Below are 19,503 nucleotides of genomic sequence, written 5' to 3' on the forward strand. Positions count from 1 at the left end.
ATGACATCACCGGCCGACATGACGGATCATGCGGCCGGTGATGTGCGGTGAGCTCACTCGGCGGCGCGAAGGCGCAGCTTGTCCTCGTGGATCTCGTGCATCGCGATGGTCAGCGGCTTGTCCTCGACCGTGGAGTCCACGAGCGGCCCGACGTTGTCGAACAGGTTCCCCTCGTGCAGATCCGAGTAGTAGTCGTTGATCTGGCGCGCGCGCTTGGATGCGTAGATGACCAGCTGGTACTTGGAGTCGACCTTCTCGAGGAGTGCGTCGATGGGGGGCTCGATGATGCCCTGGTTCGTTCCGGCCATGGGGAACCTCCTGGTTCGGATGGTGGCGGTGAGTCGATCGCGTCAGCCGCGCGACGAGTAGCGCGCGGGCGCTTCGGACAATTCTACGACCTTGCGGGCCGCCTCGGCGACGTCGTCGTTGACGACGCGGTGGTCGAATTCGCTCTGAGCGGCCAACTCGACCTTCGCCGTGCGCAGGCGGCGCGCGCGCTCTTCGGCATCCTCGGTCCCGCGCCCGATGAGCCGCTGAACCAGTTCGTCCCAGCTCGGCGGCAGCAGGAACACGAGCGTGGCGGCGGGGTCGGCCGCGCGCACCTGGCGTGCGCCCTGCAGATCGATCTCGAGCAGCACGGTCCGTCCTTCGGCCAGCGCCTCTTCGATGGGGCGCCGGGGTGTGCCGTAGCGGTGACGGTTGTGCACGGTGGCGTGCTCGAGCAGGTCGCCGGCATCCACCATGCGGTCGAACGCCTCGTCGTCGACGAAGAAGTAGTGCGCACCGTCGATCTCGCCCGGACGGGGCGGCCGGGTCGTCGCCGAGACCGAGAGGAGGATCTCCGGATGGTGCGCGGCGATGTGCGCGGCGACCGTCCCCTTGCCCACCGCCGTCGGTCCGGCCAGCACGAGGAGACGGCTGCGTCCGGCGCGGGGTCGGATGGGCGGGAAACGCTCGTCGAGCCACGTCGACAGGGCGTTCCGCTGACGGCCACCCAGCCCGCCAAGGCGCTTGACCGGTGAAATCCCGAGCGACTGCAGCACGCGATCGCGCTTGCCCGCACCGATGGCCGGCAGCGCGGTCAGGAACTCCGTCACGCGCAGCGTCGCCGCGGCGGAATCCGTGGCGTCGGTGCTCCGAGCGAGCACGTCCTGGGGCGTCACGACCCGCATCGCGATGTCCTTCTTCAGCGACGCTCGTGCCCGGCGGGCCTCGACGGCACGGCGCGACGCCGCGACGCGGTCGACCTCGGGAGGTCGGTGTGGTTCGGTCATTCCCTGCTCCTGTAGTGCTCTGAGCGGTCTCTGATGGTCTCCGCGAGCCGCCCCGGACCGGCGGAGAGAAGGCTCCGACTCTCGCTGGCGATCACGGTCTGCGCGCTGTCGCCGAACGCCGCGCCGAGGTCGCCCGGCTGCGCGCCCTGGAATCCGAAACCGGGGGCGAGGATCGGCGCCGGCGGAGACACCGGAGCCAGCCCCGCATCCGCCCACCCGACCGTCGCGCCGATCACGACGCCGACACTCCCCCATCGTCCGTCATCGACGTGGGCGGCGTTGATCTGCGTGACCTCGTCGAGGACCCGCCGCGCGACCGTCCGCCGGCTCGCGTCGCGGGAGCGCTGCAGGTCCACCCCCTCGGGATTGCTCGTCGCGACCAGCACGAACAGTCCCTTGTCGCCGGCATAGGCCAGGCTCGCAGCCGATGCGAGGACCCCGACTCCGAGGTACGGGCTCACCGTCAGCGCGTCGGCCTCGAGGGGGGATCCGGCGCGCAGCCACGCTTCGGCGTAGGCATCCATCGTCGACCCGATGTCACCGCGCTTGGCATCGGCGATGACGAGCAGCTCCGACTCCCGGGCCGTCCGCAGCACGTCCTCGAGGGCGCGGTACCCGGCCGATCCGAAGCGCTCGAAGAACGAGACCTGCGGCTTGACGATGCCGACCCCGGCGGTCGCTGCGGCATCCACCACGCGGAGTCCGAACTCCCGTGCGCCGGCGGCCGTCTCCGGCAGACCCCAGTCGACGAGAAGTCTCGGGTGCGGGTCGACCCCGACGCACAGCGGACCCCGCTGCGCCAGGGTCGACCGCACCCGCTCGCCGAATCCGGTCATGAGCGCGAGGCGCGGTCCACCGCGTATTCCTGAAGGCTTCGCACCTCGAACCCCTCGCGGAGCGCGGGGAGAGCGCTGACGGCGGCGCCCAGGAGCGCGATGGTGGTGAACAGCGCCTTGTCGGCAGCCACCGCCGCGGCGCGGATCTCGTAGCCGTCGGCGCGAGCCATCCCTCCCGACGGGGTGTTCACGACCATGTCGATCTCGCCGGCGTTGATCAGATCGACCACGTTCGGCTCGCCCGACTCCTGCGTCTCGGAGTATTTCGCGACGACCTTCACCGCGATGCCGTTGCGGGCGAGGATCTCGGCCGTGCCCTCCGTGGCGACGAGGTCGAAGCCGAGCTCCCGCAGTCGGTGCGCCGGGAGGATGACGGCGCGCTTGTCGTCGTCGGCGACGGAGATGAAGACCGTGCCCGTGGTCGGCATGCCCCCGTAGGCTGCCTGCTGGCTCTTGGCGAACGCCGTCGGGAAGTCGCGGTCGATACCCATCACCTCACCGGTGGAGCGCATCTCGGGGCCGAGGATGGAATCCACCGTCTCGCCGTCCTTCGTGCGGAAGCGCTTGAAGGGGAGCACCGCCTCCTTGACCGACACCGGGGCGTCCAGCGGAACGCGCGAGCCGTCCGCGGCCGGGAGCAGGCCCTCCGAGATGAGCTCCCCGATCGTCGCACCGGCCATGACGCGCGAGGCGGCCTTGGCGAGCGGGATCCCGAGTGCCTTCGAGACGAAGGGGACGGTACGGCTCGCGCGCGGGTTCGCCTCGATGACGTAGAGCACGCCGGCGCTGATGGCGAACTGCACGTTCAGCAGCCCCCGCACGCCGATGCCCTGCGCGATGGCGAGCGTCGCGGTGCGCACCCGGTCCACGTCGCTGCGGCCGAGCGAGATCGGCGGAAGCGTGCAGCTGGAGTCGCCGGAGTGGATGCCCGCCTCCTCCAGGTGCTCCATGACCCCGCCGACGTACAGCTGCTCGCCGTCGAAGAGGGCATCGACGTCGATCTCGATGGCATCGTCGAGGAAGCGGTCGACCAGCAGCGGGAGTCCGGGGCCGATGATCGCCTGGTCGGCGATCCGCACGAAGTAGTCGCGGAGGCTGTCGGTGTCGTACACGATCTCCATGCCGCGTCCGCCGAGCACGAAGCTCGGGCGGACCAGGACCGGGTAGCCGATGTCCTCCGCGACCGCGACAGCCTCGTCGACGTCGATCGCCGTGCCGTGCCGGGGCGCGACGAGTCCGGCCGCGTCGAGGATCCCGCTGAAGAGCCCGCGCTCCTCGGCGAGGTCGATCGCCGCCGGGCTCGTCCCGAGGATGGTGTACCCGGCTTCTTCGATCCCCTTGGCGAGGCCCAGCGGAGTCTGCCCGCCGAGCTGGCAGACGACGCCGAGGATCTTGCCGGACTGCGCTTCGGCGTGCAGCACCTCGAGCACGTCCTCGAGCGTCAGCGGCTCGAAGTAGAGCCGGTCCGACGTGTCGTAATCCGTCGACACCGTCTCCGGGTTGCAGTTGACCATGATCGTCTCGTACCCGGCGTCGCTCAGCGCGAACGAGGCGTGGACGCACGAGTAGTCGAACTCGACGCCCTGGCCGATGCGGTTGGGACCGGATCCGATGATCACGACCTTCGTGCGCTCCGACGGGGTGACTTCGGTCTCGCTGTCGTAGCTGGAGTAGTGGTACGGCGTGAGGGCCGGGAACTCGCCGGCGCACGTGTCGACCGTCTTGTACACCGGGCGGATGTCCAGACCGTGTCGGATGCCGCGGACCTCGGCCTCGTCGAGGCCCCGCAGCTGCGCGATCTGCGCATCCGAGAATCCGTGATCCTTCGCGAGCCGGAGGGCGGCCGCGTCGAGCTCCTCGGCGCCGCGGATCTCCTCGGCGACCTCGTTGATGAGAAGCATCTGGTCGAGGAACCAGCGGTCGATGCTCGTCGCCTCGAACGCCTGCTCGACGGTCGCGCCCTTGCGCATCGCCTGCTGGAGCACGACGATGCGGCCGTCGGTGGGCGTGCGGGCGATCTCCAGGAGCTCGTCGACCGTGCGATCCTCGTCGCCCCAGTGGAAGCTCGAACCGCGCTTCTCGAGCGAGCGCAGCGCCTTCTGCAGCGCCGTCGTGTAGTTCCGGCCGATCGCCATGGCCTCTCCCACCGACTTCATGGTCGTGGTCAGCGTGGTGTCGGCGTTGGGGAACTTCTCGAAGTTGAAGCGAGGCACCTTGACCACGACGTAGTCGAGCGTGGGCTCGAAGCTCGCGGGGGTGACCTTGGTGATGTCGTTCGGGATCTCGTCCAGGCGGTAGCCGATGGCCAGCTTCGCGGCGATCTTCGCGATGGGGAAGCCCGTCGCCTTCGACGCGAGCGCCGACGACCGCGACACGCGGGGGTTCATCTCGATGACGATGATGCGGCCGGTGTCGGGATTGACGGCGAACTGGATGTTGCACCCGCCCGTGTCGACGCCCACCGCACGGATGATGTCGATGCCGATGTCGCGCATCTTCTGGTACTCGCGGTCGGTCAGCGTCAGCGACGGCGCGACGGTGATGGAGTCGCCCGTGTGCACGCCGACCGGGTCGACGTTCTCGATCGAGCACACCACGACGGTGTTGTCTGCGGAGTCGCGCATGAGCTCGAGCTCGTATTCTTTCCAACCGAGGATCGACTCCTCCAGGAGAACCTCGTGCGTGGGCGAATCGCGCAGACCGGCGCCGGCGATGCGCCGCAGGTCGGCTTCGTCGAACGCGAATCCGCTGCCGAGGCCGCCCATCGTGAACGACGGACGCACGACGAGCGGATAGCCGAGGTCGGCGGCGCCGGCGAGCACCTCGTCCATCGAGTGGCAGATGCGACTCTCGGCCACATCGGCCCCCGACTCGATGACGAGTTCCTTGAAGACCTGACGGTCCTCGCCCTTGCGGATGGCGTCGACGTTCGCGCCGATGAGCTCGACCCCGTAGGCGTCGAGGATGCCGCGATCGTGCAACGCCATCGCGGCGTTCAGCGCCGTCTGCCCACCGAGGGTCGGCAGGATCGCGTCGGGCTTCTCCTTCGCCAGGATCGTCTCGATCACCTCGGGCGAGATCGGCTCGATGTATGTGGCGTCGGCGAAGTCCGGGTCGGTCATGATCGTCGCCGGATTGGAGTTGACGAGGATCACGCGCACCCCCTCTTCACGGAGCACGCGGCACGCCTGGGTGCCGGAATAGTCGAACTCGCACGCCTGACCGATGACGATCGGGCCGGAGCCGATGACGAGGACGGATCGGATGTCGTCGCGCTTGGGCATCAGAGGCCACCCTCCTGGGAGTCGTTGCTGCGGGCGGACAGGGTGTCGAGCACCATGTCGCGGAAGCGATCGAACAGATAGTTCGCATCGTGCGGACCGGCGGCCGCCTCGGGGTGGTACTGCACGCTGAACGCGGGGATGTCGAGGGCGCGGAGACCCTCGACGACGTTGTCGTTGAGACCGACGTGGCTCACCTCCACGCGACCGTAACCGTGGGGGCTGTCCACCGTCCCCTCGACCGGGGCATCGACGGCGAATCCGTGATTCTGCGACGTGATCTCGACGCGCCCGGTGGCCTTGTCGAGGACGGGCTGGTTGATGCCGCGGTGTCCGAAGGGCAGCTTGTACGTGCCGAATCCGAGCGCGCGGCCGAGGAGCTGGTTTCCGAAGCAGATGCCGAAGAAGGGCACCCGCGCATCGAGGATGCCGCGCAGGAGCTCCACGTGCGCGTCACTGGCCGCGGGATCCCCCGGACCGTTGGAGTAGAAGGCGGCGACCGGCTCGATCTCCATGATCTGCGCCACCGTCGCGCTCTGCGGGAACACGTGCACATCGAACCCGCGCGCCGCGAGGTTGACGATCGTGGACTGCTTGACACCGAGGTCGAGCACCGCGAGGTTGCCGACGCGCTCCCCCTGTGCGCGCGTGACCTCGACGTCCTCGACGGACACCGAAGCGGACAGGTTGCGCCCGGACATCTCCGGGGCCTCGCGCACGATGCGCAGCTGCTCCTCGGCGTCGAGCGCCGCGGTCTCTCCCGAGAACACGCCGCCGCGCATGCTGCCGGCCGAACGGATGCGGCGTGTCACCGCACGGGTGTCGATGCCGCTGATCCCGACGATGCCGTCGGCGGCCAGGGACTGGTCGAGGGATTCCTCCGAGCGCCAGTTCGACACCACGCGCGACGGATCGCGCACGACGTAGCCGGAGACCCAGATGCGCCGGGACTCCCGGTCCTCCGCGTTCATGCCGGTGTTGCCGATGTGCGGCGCCGTCTGAAGCACGATCTGGCCGGCGTACGACGGATCGGTGAGCGTCTCCTGGTACCCGGTCATGCCGGTGGCGAAGACGACTTCTCCCAGAGTGGTCCCCCGCGCGCCGTAGGCGCGCCCGGTGTGGCGGGACCCGTCCTCCAGGACGAGGACCGCGGGGTCGGTGGTCAGCAGCGAGGTCATGCGTCTGCTCCTGTCGAGGTGATGGATGCGCCGAGGGCGTCGGCGAGTGCGCGGGCCGAGGAATCCTGCGGCCGGAGGTAGGTATCGACGACGGTGTCGTCGCTGATCCGCCAGGTGAGGCGGACCAGGCCGTCCTTCTCGACCACGCGGTCGATGGCGACGGTGGACTGGTCGACGGCGAGGAGCCGCCCCCGGGCGAGGAACAGCGGTCTCTCACCGGCGAGCTCGAGCGCGATGCCGCGATCGGTGAGGATGACCTCGGCGGCCGAGCGGAATCCCATCCCCCGGATGGCCAGGCGCTCCAGCGGCTGATCGGGGCGCGTGGTCGCGACGTACAGAACCGCGAAGCGGTCGCGCTCCATCGCCCCGGCGGGGATCTCCCCCACCGGCGGCTCGAGTGCACGGTCGCGGCGCGTCCGGCGCCACCAGCCGACGGCTGCCAGCACGAGCAGGCCGACGGCGACCGCCATGATCACCAGCAGTGCGGCTTCGCGGCTCACGCGACACCCTCCCGATCGACCAGCTCGCCGTCGGCGACCGTGACGAACCCGCCGTTGACGGTCCACCTCACCTCACCGGGCAGATCGCGACCGAGGTAGGGCGAGTTGACGCTGCGACCGTGGAGGTCGTCACGCGTGAAGGTGCGTGCCGGACGCGGGTCGTAGAGCACGAACGCGGCCGGCGCGCCGACCTCGAGCGCCGGCGGCGTCAGGCGCCCGATGCGCGCGGGAACCGCGGACATCACTCGCGCGACATCGGCCCAATCGAGCATCCCGGTGTCGACCATCGTCTGCTGCACGACCCGGAGTGCGCTCTCGAGGCCCACCATTCCGTGTGCGGCTGCCTGCCATTCGCACGACTTCGCCTCCGCCGGGTGCGGTGCGTGATCGGTCGCCACGATGTCGATGGTGCCGTCGGCGAGGCCCTCCCGCACGGCTCGCACGTCATCATCACGGCGAAGGGGCGGATTGACCTTGAAACGCGGGTCGTATCCGCGCACGAGCTCCTCGGTCAGCAGGAGGTGGTGCGGCGTCACTTCCGCCGTCACCGCGACGCCTCGGGCCTTCGCCCAGCGGATGATCTCGACCGACCCGGCGGTGGAGAGGTGGCAGACGTGCAGGCGGGAGCCCACGTGCTCAGCCAGGAGCACGTCGCGGGCGATGATCGATTCCTCGGCGACGGCGGGCCATCCCGCGAGTCCGAGCTCCGCGGATACCGTGCCCTCGTTCATCTGGGCGCCCTCGGTCAGCCGGGGATCCTGCGCATGTTGGGCGATCACGCCGCCGAAGGACTTCACGTACTCGAGGGCACGACGCATGATGAGCGGATCCCAGACGCAGAAGCCGTCGTCGCTGAACACGCGCACGCGTGCGCGAGAGCTCGCCATCGCGCCCAGTTCCGCGAGGCGCTCACCGCGCTGGCCGACCGTGACCGCGCCGATCGGCTGCACGTGCACGTAGCCGGCCGCCTCGCCGAGTGCGAGCTCCTGCTCGACGACGCCGGCGGTGTCGGCGACCGGGGACGTGTTGGGCATCGCGAAGACCGTGGTGTAGCCGCCGGCCGCCGCCGCGCGCGATCCCGTGAGGATCGTCTCGGACGCCTCGAATCCAGGTTCGCGCAGGTGGGTGTGCAGATCGACGAGGCCGGGGAGGGCGATGAGTCCGTCGGCGTCGACGATGCGCGCGCCTCCCGGCGCCTCCCCGTCGAGAGCCGTGATGACTCCCCCGTCGACGACGAGGTCACGGGCGTCGCCGCCGGAGATCCGCACGCCGCGGTAGACGACGGGCTCTGCGCCGATGTGAGGGATGCTCATCGGCCTTCCTCCTTTGCGTTCGCGCTCGAATGGTCCCCCGCCAGCAGGAGGTAGAGCACGGCCATGCGCACGGACACGCCGTTCGCGACCTGCTCCAGCACGGTTGCACGGGGGGAATCGGCGGCGGCCGCCGAGATCTCCAGGCCGCGGTTCATCGGTCCCGGATGCAGCACCATGCTACCGGGCGGGAGAGCCTCCAGCCGCAGTGGGTCCAGGCCCCAGCGACGGGAATACTCCCGCTCAGTGGGGAAATATGCGGCGTTCATGCGCTCCAGCTGGATGCGGAGCATCATGAGCGCGTCCGGCGCGTCGGCGATCGCATCGTCCAGGTCGTATCGCACCGTCACCGGCCAGGCGGTCACGTCCTGCGGCACCAGGGTGGGCGGCGCGACGAGGGTGACGCGGGCGCCGAGCGTCGTCAGCAGCCATACGTTCGATCGCGCGACCCGGGAGTGGAGGATGTCGCCCACGATCGCGACGTGAAGACCGTCCAGACCGCGACCACGGCTGGCCGAGCCATGAGTGCGCTTGCGGATCGTGTACGCGTCGAGGAGCGCCTGCGTGGGGTGCTCGTGCGTGCCGTCGCCGGCGTTGACGACGCCGGCGCTGATCCATCCGCTCGTCGCGAGCGTCTGGGGGGCCCCGGATGCGCCGTGACGGATCACCACGGCGTCGGCGCCCATGGCCTGCAGAGTCTGGGCGGTGTCCTGGAGGGATTCGCCCTTGGACACGCTCGACCCCTTCGCCGAGAAGTTGATGACGTCGGCCGAGAGCCGCTTGGCGGCAGCTTCGAACGAGATGCGAGTGCGGGTGGAGTCCTCGAAGAACAGGTTCACGACGGTCTTGCCGCGAAGCGTCGGCAGCTTCTTGACCTCCCGGCGCTGCGTGTCGGCCATGTCCTCGGCGACGTCGAGGACGCGAATGGCGTCCTCGCGGGTGAGCGTGCGCGTGTCGAGAAGGTGTCTCATGAACCGATCGCCACCTCGTCGACGCCGTCGATCTCGACGAGCCGCACGTTCACGCGCTCGTCGCGTGCGCTGGGGAGGTTTTTGCCGACGAAGTCGGGACGGATCGGCAGCTCGCGGTGGCCTCGGTCGACGAGGATCGCGAGCCTCACCGCCGCCGGTCGGCCGATGTCCTGGAGGGCGTCGAGGGCCGCGCGGATGCTGCGACCGGAGAAGAGCACGTCATCGACCAGGATCACCGTTCGTGCATCGATGCCGCCGGGAGGAATCTCGGTGCGATGCGGCGCCCGCGTCGGGTTGCGGTGCAGATCGTCGCGGTACATGGTCACGTCGAGGGCTCCCGCGGGAACGGGCGCGCCGCCGAAGCGCGAGACCAGCCCGGCGATCCGGGCGGCGAGGGTGACTCCGCGAGTGGGGATTCCGAGGATCACGAGACCGTCGGGGCCCTTGTTCGACTCGAGGATCTCGTGGGCGATGCGGGTCAGTGCCCGGGCGATGTCGGCGTCGTGCAGCACGGTGCGCGTGCTCATCGGCGCTCCCTTCTCCGTCTCACGGGACGGGATTAAAGGATGCGATCACGGTCACTCTATCGGAACCGGTGGCGCCGGTCGTCCACGGCCCGTGCGGATCGTCGACTGTTAGGCTTGGCCAGCCCGCTATGACCCCGAAGACCGACGCGAGCGCCCTCCGCGGGGACGCTCCCCCACAGCCCCGCGCGACCGGCACCGTCGACGCGCTCGTCGGCGACCCCGAGCCGGGGAACGGGATCGGCGAGGCCACCGGCAAGGCCATCCTCATCGGCGAGCACTCGGTGGTCTACGGCCACCCGGCGATCGCTCTGCCGATCACGTCCATCGCCGCCCGCGCGGAGGCCGCCGCCACGTCCCGGGCCTCGCGCATCGACAGCGAGCTGTTCCACGGCCCGCTCGATGCGGCACCTGCTCGCCTGCTTCCCACCGTCACGGCCGTTCGCACCGCCCTCGCGTCGGCGGGCGCGCCGGATGCGAGGCTTCATGTGCGCATCCACAGCGACATCCCGTCCGAGCGCGGTGTGGGCTCCAGCGCGGCGGTCGCCGCCGCTGTCGTCACGGCCGTCTCGGGCGCCCTCGGCCGCGACCTCGACCCCGACGAGCGATTCGCGCTCATCCAGGACGCAGAGCGCGCCGCGCACGGGGCGCCGAGCGGTCTCGATGCCCGCGCCGTCTGCGCACCCGGCCCGATCTGGTTCCGGCGCGGCAGCGTCGAGCCGATCACCGTCGGGACCGCTCTGCACTTCGTCGTCGCGGACTCGGGGGTGCGCGGCCGCACGCGCGAGGCCGTGGGCGCCGTCCGCTCGCTGCGCGAGTCATCGCCCGAGGTGTTCGACCGTGCCGTCGGCGCGCTCGCGGAGCTGACGGCGCAGGCTCGTGCCGACATCTCGCACGGCGACCTGGACGGACTCGGTTCCGCGATGGATGCCGCCCATCGCCATCTGGGCACCCTCGGCGTCGGTGACCCGGCCCTGGACCACCTCGCGGCCGCCGCCCGCGCTGCGGGTGCCGCCGGGGCCAAGCTCACCGGCGGTGGTCGCGGCGGGTGCGTGATCGCGCTCGCCCACGATCCCGAGCATGCCGCCACCGTCGTGAGACGGATGCGCACGGCGGGCGCCCCCGCGGCCTGGACGACTCACATGGAGGTCGCGTGACCACCGCCACGGCGCAGGCGCATCCCAACATCGCCCTGGTGAAGTACTGGGGCAAGGCGGACACCACGCAGAATCTGCCCGCGACGGGGAGTCTGTCGATGACTCTGGACGTCTTCCCGACCACGACGACCGTGCGCACCGACACCGGGGCGGCAGTCGACCGCGTCGTGATGAACGGCTCCGAGCGCGAGGGCGTCGTGCGGGAGCGCGTGGTCAGGTTCCTCGATCACGTGCGGCACCTCGCCGGCAGCGATGCCGCCGCCGAGGTGGTGACGCGGAACACCGTCCCGTCCGCGGCCGGACTCGCCTCGTCCGCGTCGGGTTTCGCCGCGCTGGCACTCGCGGCGTCGACCGCATACGGACTCGACCTCGACACCCGTGCGCTCAGCCGGCTCGCCCGACGCGGCTCCGGATCGGCATCGCGATCGATCATCTCGCGGTTCGCGATCTGGCATGCGGGCGACGATGAGCATTCGTTCGCCGAGCACATCGATGCGCCCGAGATCGAGATGGTCATCGCGACCGTCGACGCGGGCGAGAAGGCCGTCTCCAGTCGCGAGGCGATGCGGCGCACCGCGCTGACCTCGCCGTACTATCCCGCCTGGGTGACCTCGACGGCTCAGTCGCTGGCTGCGGCACAGGAGGCGTGCCGCGCCGGAGACCTGGAGCGGCTGGGCCGCATCACCGAGACGAATGCGCTGCGGATGCACGCGGTCATCCAGGGCAGTGATCCGTCGATCCGTTACCTCACGCCGACGAGCTGGTCCATCTTCGACGCGGTCGAGACACTGCGCCGCGAGGGCGTGCGCGCCTGGGCCACCGCCGATGCCGGCCCGAACGTCTGCATCGTCTGCGCACCGGCGGACACTCCGGCGGTGTCACGTCGCATCAGCACCCTCGCAGACACGGTGGTCGCCCGACCGGGGCCCGGCGCGACCCTGCGGGAGAGATCCGCGTGACCCATCCCTCGCCCGAGCGGATCGTCGTCCGCATCCCCGGGAAACTGTTCATCGCGGGCGAGTACGCCGTCGTCACGCCGGGGCAGCCCGCCGTGCTGGCGGCGGTCGACCTCGCGGTCACCGTGACGTTGGACGCGGCCGCTCCGGCACGCGTGGTGACCTCCACCGGCTACAAGACGCTGACATGGACCCCCGCTTCGCCGGGCATCGACGTGTCGGATGAGGAGCACGGGCTCGACTACGTGGTCGCGGCGCTCACCGTGATGGAGGATCTGCGGCGGGAGCGATCGATCCCCGACGGTGTGTTCGCCCTCGACATCGACAGCGGCCTCGACGACGGCACCGGACGCAAGTTCGGTCTCGGCTCTTCCGCCGCCGTCACCGTCGGCGTCGTCCGGGCGGTCGGAGGTCATCTCGGGCTCGCCCTGACACCCGACGAGGAGTACCGCCTGGCCATGCTGGCGACGCTCAGCGTGTCGCCCGATGCGAGCGGCGGCGATGTCGCGGCGAGCACGCACGGCGGCTGGATCTTCTATCGGAGCCCCGATCGCGAGGCGCTCGCGGCCGCCGGTGCGCTCGAGGTGGAGCGCCGCCTGCGGCTTCCCGCGTGGGAGGTCGGCGAGATCGTCCCGATCGAGCCGCCGACCGATCTCGACCTCGTCGTGGGGTGGACCGGCGCACCGGCATCGACCCGGTCGCTCGTCTCCGCCGTCCAAGCGGCCGTCGAACGCGGCGACGTCGACCACCCGGCGTTCCTCTCCGACTCCTGCAGCGCCGTGCTCTCTCTTCGGGATGCCTTCGCCGCCGACGACGCCACCGCCGCCCAAGCGGCGCTCCGCCAGGCTCGGAGGGTGCTGCGGGATCTGGCAGCGGCCTCGGGCGTGGAGATCGAAACGGCCGACCTGCGTGAGATGTGCGACATCATCGAAGGGATGGGCGCGGCCGCGAAGGCGTCCGGCGCGGGTGGCGGCGACTGCGGCGTCGCGCTCGTGCACCCGACGGTGGAGCGCGATGCGCTCGAGCGTGCGTGGCGCGACCTCGGTGTCGTGCCACTGGCGCTCTCCGTGACAGCGACCGAGGGAGACCACCGTGTCGGGTGACCGCAAGGACGACCACGTCCGCCTCGCGGCGGAGCAGCAGGCGTCGGGCCCGCGACGAAACGGCTACGACGATGTCGCCTTCGTGCATCACGCGCTCGACGGGATCGACGTCGATCGGGTGACGCTGTCCACCGAGGTGGCCGATGCCCCGTGGCCGCTTCCCTTCTACATCAACGCCATGACCGGCGGCAGCGACATGACCGGCGCAGTCAACCGCGATCTCGCGATCGCCGCGCGCGAGACCGGCGCGGCGATCGCCTCGGGATCGGTCAGCATCGCGCTCGGCGACCCGTCGGTCGCCCCCACGTTCCGTGTGCTGCGGGAGGAGAACCCCGACGGGTTCGTCATGGCCAATCTCGGTGTGGAGCGCAGCGCCGACGATGCCCGCCGCGCCGTGGAACTCCTCGAGGCGAACGCGCTGCAGGTGCACGTGAACGCCGTGCAGGAGACGGTCATGCCGGAAGGCAGCCGCTCCTTCTCGACCTGGCCGTCCTCTCTCGAGCGCATCATCGCCGCCGTCGACGTGCCGGTCATCGTCAAGGAGGTCGGTTTCGGTCTGAGTTCGGGCACGCTGCGGCGGCTCGCCGACATGGGTGTGGCGTACGCGGACGTCTCCGGCAACGGCGGGACCGACTTCGTGCGAGTCGAGAACGAGCGTCGCCCGCAGCGTGACTACGGCTACCTCGAAGGGTGGGGGCAGTCGACCGTCGCGTGCCTGCTGGAGGCTCCGGCCGGCGCCCCGACCCTTCTTGCTTCGGGCGGCGTCCGCTCCCCCCTCGACGTCGCGCGCGCTCTCGCCCTCGGTGCGCATGCCGTGGGCGTCTCCGGGTCGTTCCTCTCGGTCGTCCTCGACGGGGGCGCCGAGGCGCTGCGCGACCGCATCCAGGAGTGGACCATGCATCTCGGTTCTCTCCTCGCCCTTCTCGGAGCCGAGGACCTCACCGCCCTGCGCACCACCGACGTCGTCGTCAGCGGCGCCACGGCGCAGTTCTGCGCCGCGCGTGGCGTCGACCTCACGACTCTGGCGCAGCGATCCCTCGGAAGGAGCAGCAATGCCCGATGATCTCGTCACACCGATCCCTACCCGGTGGGTCGGTCCCCTGAAGCTCAGCGGAGACGTCGCCGGTGAGCAGAGCGTGCCGCTGGCCACGTACGAGACGCCGCTGTGGCCGTCCGTGGGCCGCGGCGCACGCGTCTCCCGACTCGTCGACGACGGCATCCGAGTGTCGGTCGTCGATGAGCGGATGACCCGCTCGAGTCTGTTCGTCGCTGCGTCGGCCGCCGAGGCCGTCGCAGCGTCACGCGCCCTCGACGCCCGGTTCGACGACCTGGCGGCCATCGTCGCCGGCCAGAGTCGCCACGCCAAGCTCATCGAGCTCGACACCGAGATCGTCGGTCACCTGCTGTTCGTGCGCTTCGCGCTCACGACGGGCGACGCGTCCGGCCACAACATGGTCACCCTCGCCGCGCAGTCGCTCATGGACGCGATCCTGGCATGGCACCCGGAGCTGTCGTACGGATCGATCTCCGGCAACTTCTGCTCCGACAAGAAGGCCACGGCGGTGAATGGTCTGCTCGGTCGCGGTCGCAGCGTCGTCGCCGAGATCCTCATCCCGGCCGATCTGGTCGACGCTCAGCTGCGGACCACCGCCACCCGCATGGTCGATCTCAACGTGCGCAAGAACCTCGTCGGATCGACGGTCGCCGGCGCCCTGCGCTCGGCGAACGCGCACTACGCGAACATGCTCCTGGCCTTCTATCTCGCGACCGGTCAGGACGCCGCGAACATCGTCGAAGGCTCACAGGGCATCACCTATGCCGAACGGCGCGGAGACGGCGATCTGCTGTTCTCGTGCACCCTCCCCAACCTCATCGTCGGAACGGTCGGCAACGGCAAGGATCTGCCCGGAGTCGATGCGGCCCTCGAGCGGTTGGGCTGCCGAGGGCTGGAGGAGTCGGGTGCCGGCGCGCGACGGCTGGCCGGACTCATCGCCGCCACGGTCCTGTGCGGCGAGCTGTCGCTGCTGGCGGCGCAGACCAACCCCGGTGAACTGATGCAATCGCATGTGCTGATGGAACGCCGCGCAGGAGGCCGAGCATGAACACCCCGCCCGTCATCGGAATCCACGATCTCGCCGTCGCCACCGGGAGTCGCGTGCTCGATCTCGCCGATCTCGCACGCGCGATCGGGGTGGAACCGGCGAAGTTCCACAAAGGGCTCGGCCAGGACCAGATGAGCGTCCCGGGCCCCGACGAGGACATCGTCACGATGGGCGCCGCCGCAGCCGCGCCGATCCTCGACCGCCACGGCGCCGCAGGCATCCGCACGCTGCTTTTCGCGACCGAGACCGGCGTCGACCAGTCCAAAGCTGCGGGCATCTTCACACACCGGCTCCTCGGGCTGCCTCCCGCCTGTCGTGTCGTCGAGCTCAAGCAGGCCTGCTACGGCGGAACGGCCGCGCTCCAGATGGCGATCGGCATCGTCACCCGCGACCCCCGGGAACGCGTCCTGATCATCAGCAGCGACATCGCCCGATACGGGATCGACACAGCAGCCGAACCCACGCAGGGCGCGGGTGCGGTCGCGATGCTCGTCGCCGCCGACCCCGATCTTGTGGAGATCCCGACGCCCACGGGCATCTGGACCGCCGACATCGACGACTTCTGGCGCCCGAACGACAGCGACATCGCGATGGTCGAGGGCAAGCTCTCCATCGACGCGTACCTCGACGCGTTCACAGGGGCATGGGACGACTACCGCGCTCAAGGCGGCGTGGCGGCGAGCGAGATCGACGCCTTCTGCCACCACCAGCCGTTCACGCGCATGGCAGAGAAGGCGCATCGCAAGCTCGCCGAGCACACCGGGGTCGAGCTCGGCCTCGACACCTTCCTGCCCTCCACGCGCTACAACCGACGCATCGGCAACAGCTACACCGCGTCGCTCTACCTCGCCCTCGCGGCGGTCCTCGACTCGGACGACGATCTCACCGGCTGCAGGATCGGCCTGTTCAGCTACGGCTCGGGAGCGGTGGGAGAGTTCTTCACCGGCCTGGTGCGGCCCGGCTACCGCGCGGCCGCGCGCCGGGAGCGCACCGAGGCGCTGCTGGATGCGCGCATGCCGATCGGTGTCGAGGAGTACCGCGAGCTGCATCGCCGGGTCCCCCGCGACACATCGACGGACCTCGCCGTCGACCCGGTGTCCGCGGGCGAATTCCACTTCGCGGGGATCTCCGGCCGCGCCCGCCGGTACACGCGGGACTGAGCGAGAGCGCGACGCCCCGGCCGGTCAGGCGGCCGGGGCGTCCGCCTGTTCGTCGGCACGCCCGGCACGGATGGGGTGCCCCTGCGTCGTCAGGCATCGGCCCGTCGCGAGATCCCACTTCCAGTCGTGGAGCGAGCAGGTCAGCACGCCGTCCTCGATCTTGCCGGTCTTGGTCAGATCCGCGCGGAGGTGGGGACACCGTCGCTGCACGACCCAGTCCTCCAGCTGCACGTCCTCGGTCTGGTCGGACTGCTCGGCATACCAGTTCTCGACGTACTCGATCCGGTCGCGGGAGAGGCACTTGAGGAAGGTCGTGAGGAACTCGTTGAACTTTCCGCTGCGGCCGACCTCGAACTGCATCGACAGGAAGATCGAATTGGACCAGTCGATCTCGTGGTCGGCGATGTTGGTCGAGACGAGGTCGGCGGGGATGGTGTACCAATACACGCACTCCTCACCCGCGTACTCCCGCACCTTGGCCTTGGGGAAATCGACGACCATGTCCAGCTCGCCGATCCGGAACCGGACGTTGCCGCCCACCCCGTTGCGGATCGTGCGCGCACGGCGCAGCAGCGGCTCCCACCAGGCCTTGATCGCGGCGAGCATCTCCTCGGGCGGGAGCACCTCGGCCCGCGAGTCGACCTCCGCTCGGATCTCGTCCTGGCGGGCGTCGCGCTGCTCGGCGAGATAGGCCCACTTGTCGTCGAAGATCCGGTCGATCTCGTCGTCGGTGTAGAGCGACTGCGTCACCGACAGCTCGCCGTCCACCAGTTCGACCACCGTGCCGGGTACGAACTCGTAGCCCTTCTGGTCCGGCCGCTGTTCTCTCATGTGCCGGAGGAACTCCCGCTGGTCGGTGAAGATCGCGTCATCGTGGAGGCCCGTGCCGTTGTAGCGGAAGAGCTCCTCCCGGAGGAACATCGGCGGACCGGCCATCGGGAACACGTGCGGAGCATCGACCTTCTCGATGTAGTACATCGCTCGCTTGTTCTGCGCATCCCGCTTGAGCTTCGCGAAGTTCTGCTTCGCGTCCTGGGGCAGGTCGTAGACCATCGGCCACCAGATGGCGCCCGATACCTGTGTGAAGTAGGCCTCCGGGCGGGAGAACGACATGAGCGCGTCGAGGTCGAGCGGGTGCGAGTCGTTCTGATTGAGGATGCTGGCCGTGCCGTCGTCGACCGACAGCGAGGAGTCCCCGATGGGGCCGTCGGAGGGGGCGCGGAGGGGGGTCACCATGATCTTGAGATCGCCGTAGCGCAGCGTCTCACCGGACCGCGTATAGACGATGTTCTCGTATCCCAGACGCCGCAGGTCCCGCTCGAGATCGTCCGTCGGGTACTCCGGCAGCAGCACGCGGATGTCTTTCGGCACGTACTGCTGCAGCAGCGCCGGGTCGAAGTGGTCGCGGTGACGGTGCGAGACGTAGAGGAAGTCCGCCCGCCCGAATCGCTGCCAGTCCAGAGCGCGGTTGTCGGGGAACGGGAACCACGAACCGTAGAAGCTCGGGCCGATGACGGGGTCGCAGAGGATGCTGCCGCCGGCCGTCTCGATGAACATCCCGGCGTGGCCGAGGCCCGTGATCCGCATGAGTTCCTCCTGTGTCGAACGCCCAACGATTCTACGGCGCGCGATGCCGGCGTCGCTGTGTGCACGCTCCGTCCGGGCCGATCAGGTCTCCAGCAGTCCGCGGATGTCGGACGCGTCCAGGGAGCGGGCGAACAGATCGTCATCGTCGAGCACCGCGTCGAAGAGGCGGGCCTTGCGCTGCTGGAGGGCGCGCACCTTGTCCTCGATGGTGTCCGAGGCGATCAGGCGATAGACCATCACCGGTCGGGTCTGACCGAGGCGATGGGCGCGGTCGACCGCCTGTGCTTCCGCGGCCGGGTTCCACCACGGATCGAGCAGAATGACGACGTCGGCGTCGGTGAGGTTCAGCCCGAAGCCGCCCGCCTTCAGACTGATGAGGAAGACGGGCGTCTCGCCCGCCCGGAAGGCCGAGACCACACCCGACCGGTCGGCGGTGGAGCCGTCCAGACGCGTGAAGCCGATGCCCGCCCTTCCGAGCGCCAGCTCGGAGAGGTCGAGGAAAGACGTGAACTGACTGAACACGAGCGCCCGACGACCCTCGGCGATCACCTCCTCGAGCTGCGCGACGAGCGCGTCGAGCTTGCTCGAATCCCCCGACGCCTCGGGGTCGATCAGCCGCGGGGCGAGGCTGAGCATGCGCAGGAGCGTCAGCGAACGGAACACGATGAACCGGTTGCGGTCGAGGTCATCCAGCAACCCCAGGATCTTCTGCCGCTCCCGCTGGAGGGCGATGTCGTACACCGCGCGATGCGCGTCTGACAGCTCGACGTGGAGCACCTGCTCCTGCCGCGGTGGCAGATCGGCGGCGACCTGAGCCTTCGTGCGACGGAGCATCAACGGTCGCACGCGTCTGCGCAGCTTCTCCAACCGTGCCCGGCGGTACGCACCGCCTTCGACGTTGTCAGGCACCTTGCCCTTCTCGATGGGGCCGACGTACTCGTCGCGGAATCGCCGGGCGGATGGGAAGAGTCCGGGTGAGGTGATCGAAAGCAGCGCATGCAACTCGATGAGCGAGTTCTCGAAGGGCGTGCCGCTGAGCGCGAAGCGCACCTCCGCACGCAGTGCGGCGACCGCACGGTGGATGCGTGTGGCGGGGTTCTTCACGAATTGCGCCTCGTCGAGGATCAGCCAGCCCCACTCGCGCTCGGCGAAGGCGGTCTCATCGAGACGAAGCACGGCGTACGACGTCACGACGACATCCGCCTCGCCCACAGCGGCGAGACCGCCGGTGCTGGAGACCACCGCCACTCGCAGGTCGGGCACGAACGCCGCCGATTCCTCCTGCCAGGTGCCGATCACGCTCGTCGGGGCGATCACGAGCGCGGTGCGGCCGCCGGCGCCCTCACGACGCGCCGCCAGCGCAGCGAGCACCTGCAGCGTCTTGCCGAGACCCATGTCATCGGCGAGGATCCCGCCGAGGCGATGGTCGGCGAGGAAGCACAGCCAGGAGACGCCGTGCTTCTGATACGGCCGGAGCGTCGCGCGGACACGGTCCGGAACGATCGTCTCCGGGACGCGCTCGACGTCCTGCAGGGTGTGCACCGCGGCCCGCCACGACACAGCG

17 protein-coding genes are annotated in these 19,503 nt (G+C 69.8%); 6 read left to right on the forward strand and 11 right to left on the reverse strand.

Features of this window, described 5'->3' with window-relative positions; all coding sequences use genetic code 11:
* Positions 1–53: 53 nt before the first annotated feature.
* The 9 genes from rpoZ to pyrR are packed head-to-tail and all read right to left on the reverse strand — an operon-like array spanning position 54 to position 9,877.
* Positions 54–308, reverse strand: a complete 255-nt coding sequence (rpoZ, locus tag ACGG9C_RS11745) for a DNA-directed RNA polymerase subunit omega (protein ID WP_071043502.1) — start codon at positions 306–308, stop codon at positions 54–56.
* A 42-nt stretch (positions 309–350) separates the two neighbouring features.
* Positions 351–1,274 carry a guanylate kinase gene (gene gmk / locus ACGG9C_RS11750; RefSeq protein WP_071043501.1) on the reverse strand — a complete coding sequence of 308 codons (924 nt, stop codon included), beginning with the start codon at positions 1,272–1,274 and terminating at the stop codon, positions 351–353.
* Complete coding sequence (pyrF, locus tag ACGG9C_RS11755; RefSeq protein WP_194383139.1) at positions 1,271–2,110, reverse strand: orotidine-5'-phosphate decarboxylase; 840 nt, start codon at positions 2,108–2,110, stop codon at positions 1,271–1,273. The genes gmk and pyrF overlap by 4 nt, the downstream gene beginning before the upstream one ends.
* The gene (carB, locus tag ACGG9C_RS11760; protein WP_071043499.1) at positions 2,107–5,394 is read right to left on the reverse strand and encodes a carbamoyl-phosphate synthase large subunit; all 3,288 of its coding nucleotides are present in this window, start codon (positions 5,392–5,394) and stop codon (positions 2,107–2,109) included. Before carB ends, pyrF begins: the two co-directional genes overlap by 4 nt.
* Entirely contained in the window at positions 5,394–6,569 is a 1,176-nt protein-coding gene (gene carA, locus ACGG9C_RS11765) for a glutamine-hydrolyzing carbamoyl-phosphate synthase small subunit (RefSeq protein ID WP_071043498.1), read from the reverse strand. The genes carB and carA overlap by 1 nt, the downstream gene beginning before the upstream one ends.
* Positions 6,566–7,069, reverse strand: a complete 504-nt coding sequence (locus ACGG9C_RS11770; protein WP_071043497.1) for a hypothetical protein — start codon at positions 7,067–7,069, stop codon at positions 6,566–6,568. Before ACGG9C_RS11770 ends, carA begins: the two co-directional genes overlap by 4 nt.
* Entirely contained in the window at positions 7,066–8,382 is a 1,317-nt protein-coding gene (locus ACGG9C_RS11775; protein ID WP_194383138.1) for a dihydroorotase, read from the reverse strand. Before ACGG9C_RS11775 ends, ACGG9C_RS11770 begins: the two co-directional genes overlap by 4 nt.
* Complete coding sequence (locus tag ACGG9C_RS11780; RefSeq protein ID WP_071043495.1) at positions 8,379–9,350, reverse strand: aspartate carbamoyltransferase catalytic subunit; 972 nt, start codon at positions 9,348–9,350, stop codon at positions 8,379–8,381. The genes ACGG9C_RS11775 and ACGG9C_RS11780 overlap by 4 nt, the downstream gene beginning before the upstream one ends.
* Positions 9,347–9,877 (reverse strand): bifunctional pyr operon transcriptional regulator/uracil phosphoribosyltransferase PyrR, encoded by a 531-nt coding sequence (gene pyrR / locus ACGG9C_RS11785; protein ID WP_194383137.1) that lies wholly within the window; start codon positions 9,875–9,877, stop codon positions 9,347–9,349. The genes ACGG9C_RS11780 and pyrR overlap by 4 nt, the downstream gene beginning before the upstream one ends.
* Positions 9,878–10,005: 128 nt before the next feature.
* Here pyrR and mvk point away from each other — a divergent pair, with 128 nt between their 5' ends.
* The 6 genes from mvk to ACGG9C_RS11815 are packed head-to-tail and all read left to right on the forward strand — an operon-like array spanning position 10,006 to position 16,352.
* The gene (gene mvk, locus ACGG9C_RS11790) at positions 10,006–11,031 is read left to right on the forward strand and encodes a mevalonate kinase (protein WP_194383136.1); all 1,026 of its coding nucleotides are present in this window, start codon (positions 10,006–10,008) and stop codon (positions 11,029–11,031) included.
* A complete protein-coding gene (gene mvaD / locus ACGG9C_RS11795) occupies positions 11,028–11,990 on the forward strand; it encodes a diphosphomevalonate decarboxylase (RefSeq protein WP_194383135.1) in 963 nt (320 codons plus the stop codon). The genes mvk and mvaD overlap by 4 nt, the downstream gene beginning before the upstream one ends.
* Complete coding sequence (locus tag ACGG9C_RS11800) at positions 11,987–13,090, forward strand: phosphomevalonate kinase (protein WP_194383134.1); 1,104 nt, start codon at positions 11,987–11,989, stop codon at positions 13,088–13,090. Before mvaD ends, ACGG9C_RS11800 begins: the two co-directional genes overlap by 4 nt.
* Positions 13,080–14,153: a type 2 isopentenyl-diphosphate Delta-isomerase gene (fni, locus tag ACGG9C_RS11805; protein ID WP_194383133.1), complete on the forward strand. Its 1,074-nt coding sequence runs from the start codon at positions 13,080–13,082 to the stop codon at positions 14,151–14,153. The genes ACGG9C_RS11800 and fni overlap by 11 nt, the downstream gene beginning before the upstream one ends.
* Positions 14,143–15,192: a hydroxymethylglutaryl-CoA reductase gene (locus tag ACGG9C_RS11810; protein WP_194383132.1), complete on the forward strand. Its 1,050-nt coding sequence runs from the start codon at positions 14,143–14,145 to the stop codon at positions 15,190–15,192. Before fni ends, ACGG9C_RS11810 begins: the two co-directional genes overlap by 11 nt.
* Positions 15,189–16,352, forward strand: a complete 1,164-nt coding sequence (locus ACGG9C_RS11815; protein ID WP_194383131.1) for a hydroxymethylglutaryl-CoA synthase — start codon at positions 15,189–15,191, stop codon at positions 16,350–16,352. The genes ACGG9C_RS11810 and ACGG9C_RS11815 overlap by 4 nt, the downstream gene beginning before the upstream one ends.
* 24 nt (positions 16,353–16,376) lie before the next feature.
* Here the strand turns inward: ACGG9C_RS11815 and ACGG9C_RS11820 are convergent, their stop codons facing one another.
* Positions 16,377–17,939, reverse strand: a complete 1,563-nt coding sequence (locus tag ACGG9C_RS11820) for a Rieske 2Fe-2S domain-containing protein (protein WP_071043489.1) — start codon at positions 17,937–17,939, stop codon at positions 16,377–16,379.
* Between the two features lie 81 nt (positions 17,940–18,020).
* The coding region (locus ACGG9C_RS11825; protein ID WP_390178681.1) for a DEAD/DEAH box helicase at positions 18,021–19,503 on the reverse strand (1,483 nt) is incomplete at its 5' end.

The organism is Microbacterium sp. MTN4-26 (genome assembly GCF_042846595.1).
Lineage (GTDB): Bacteria > Actinomycetota > Actinomycetes > Actinomycetales > Microbacteriaceae > Microbacterium > Microbacterium luteum.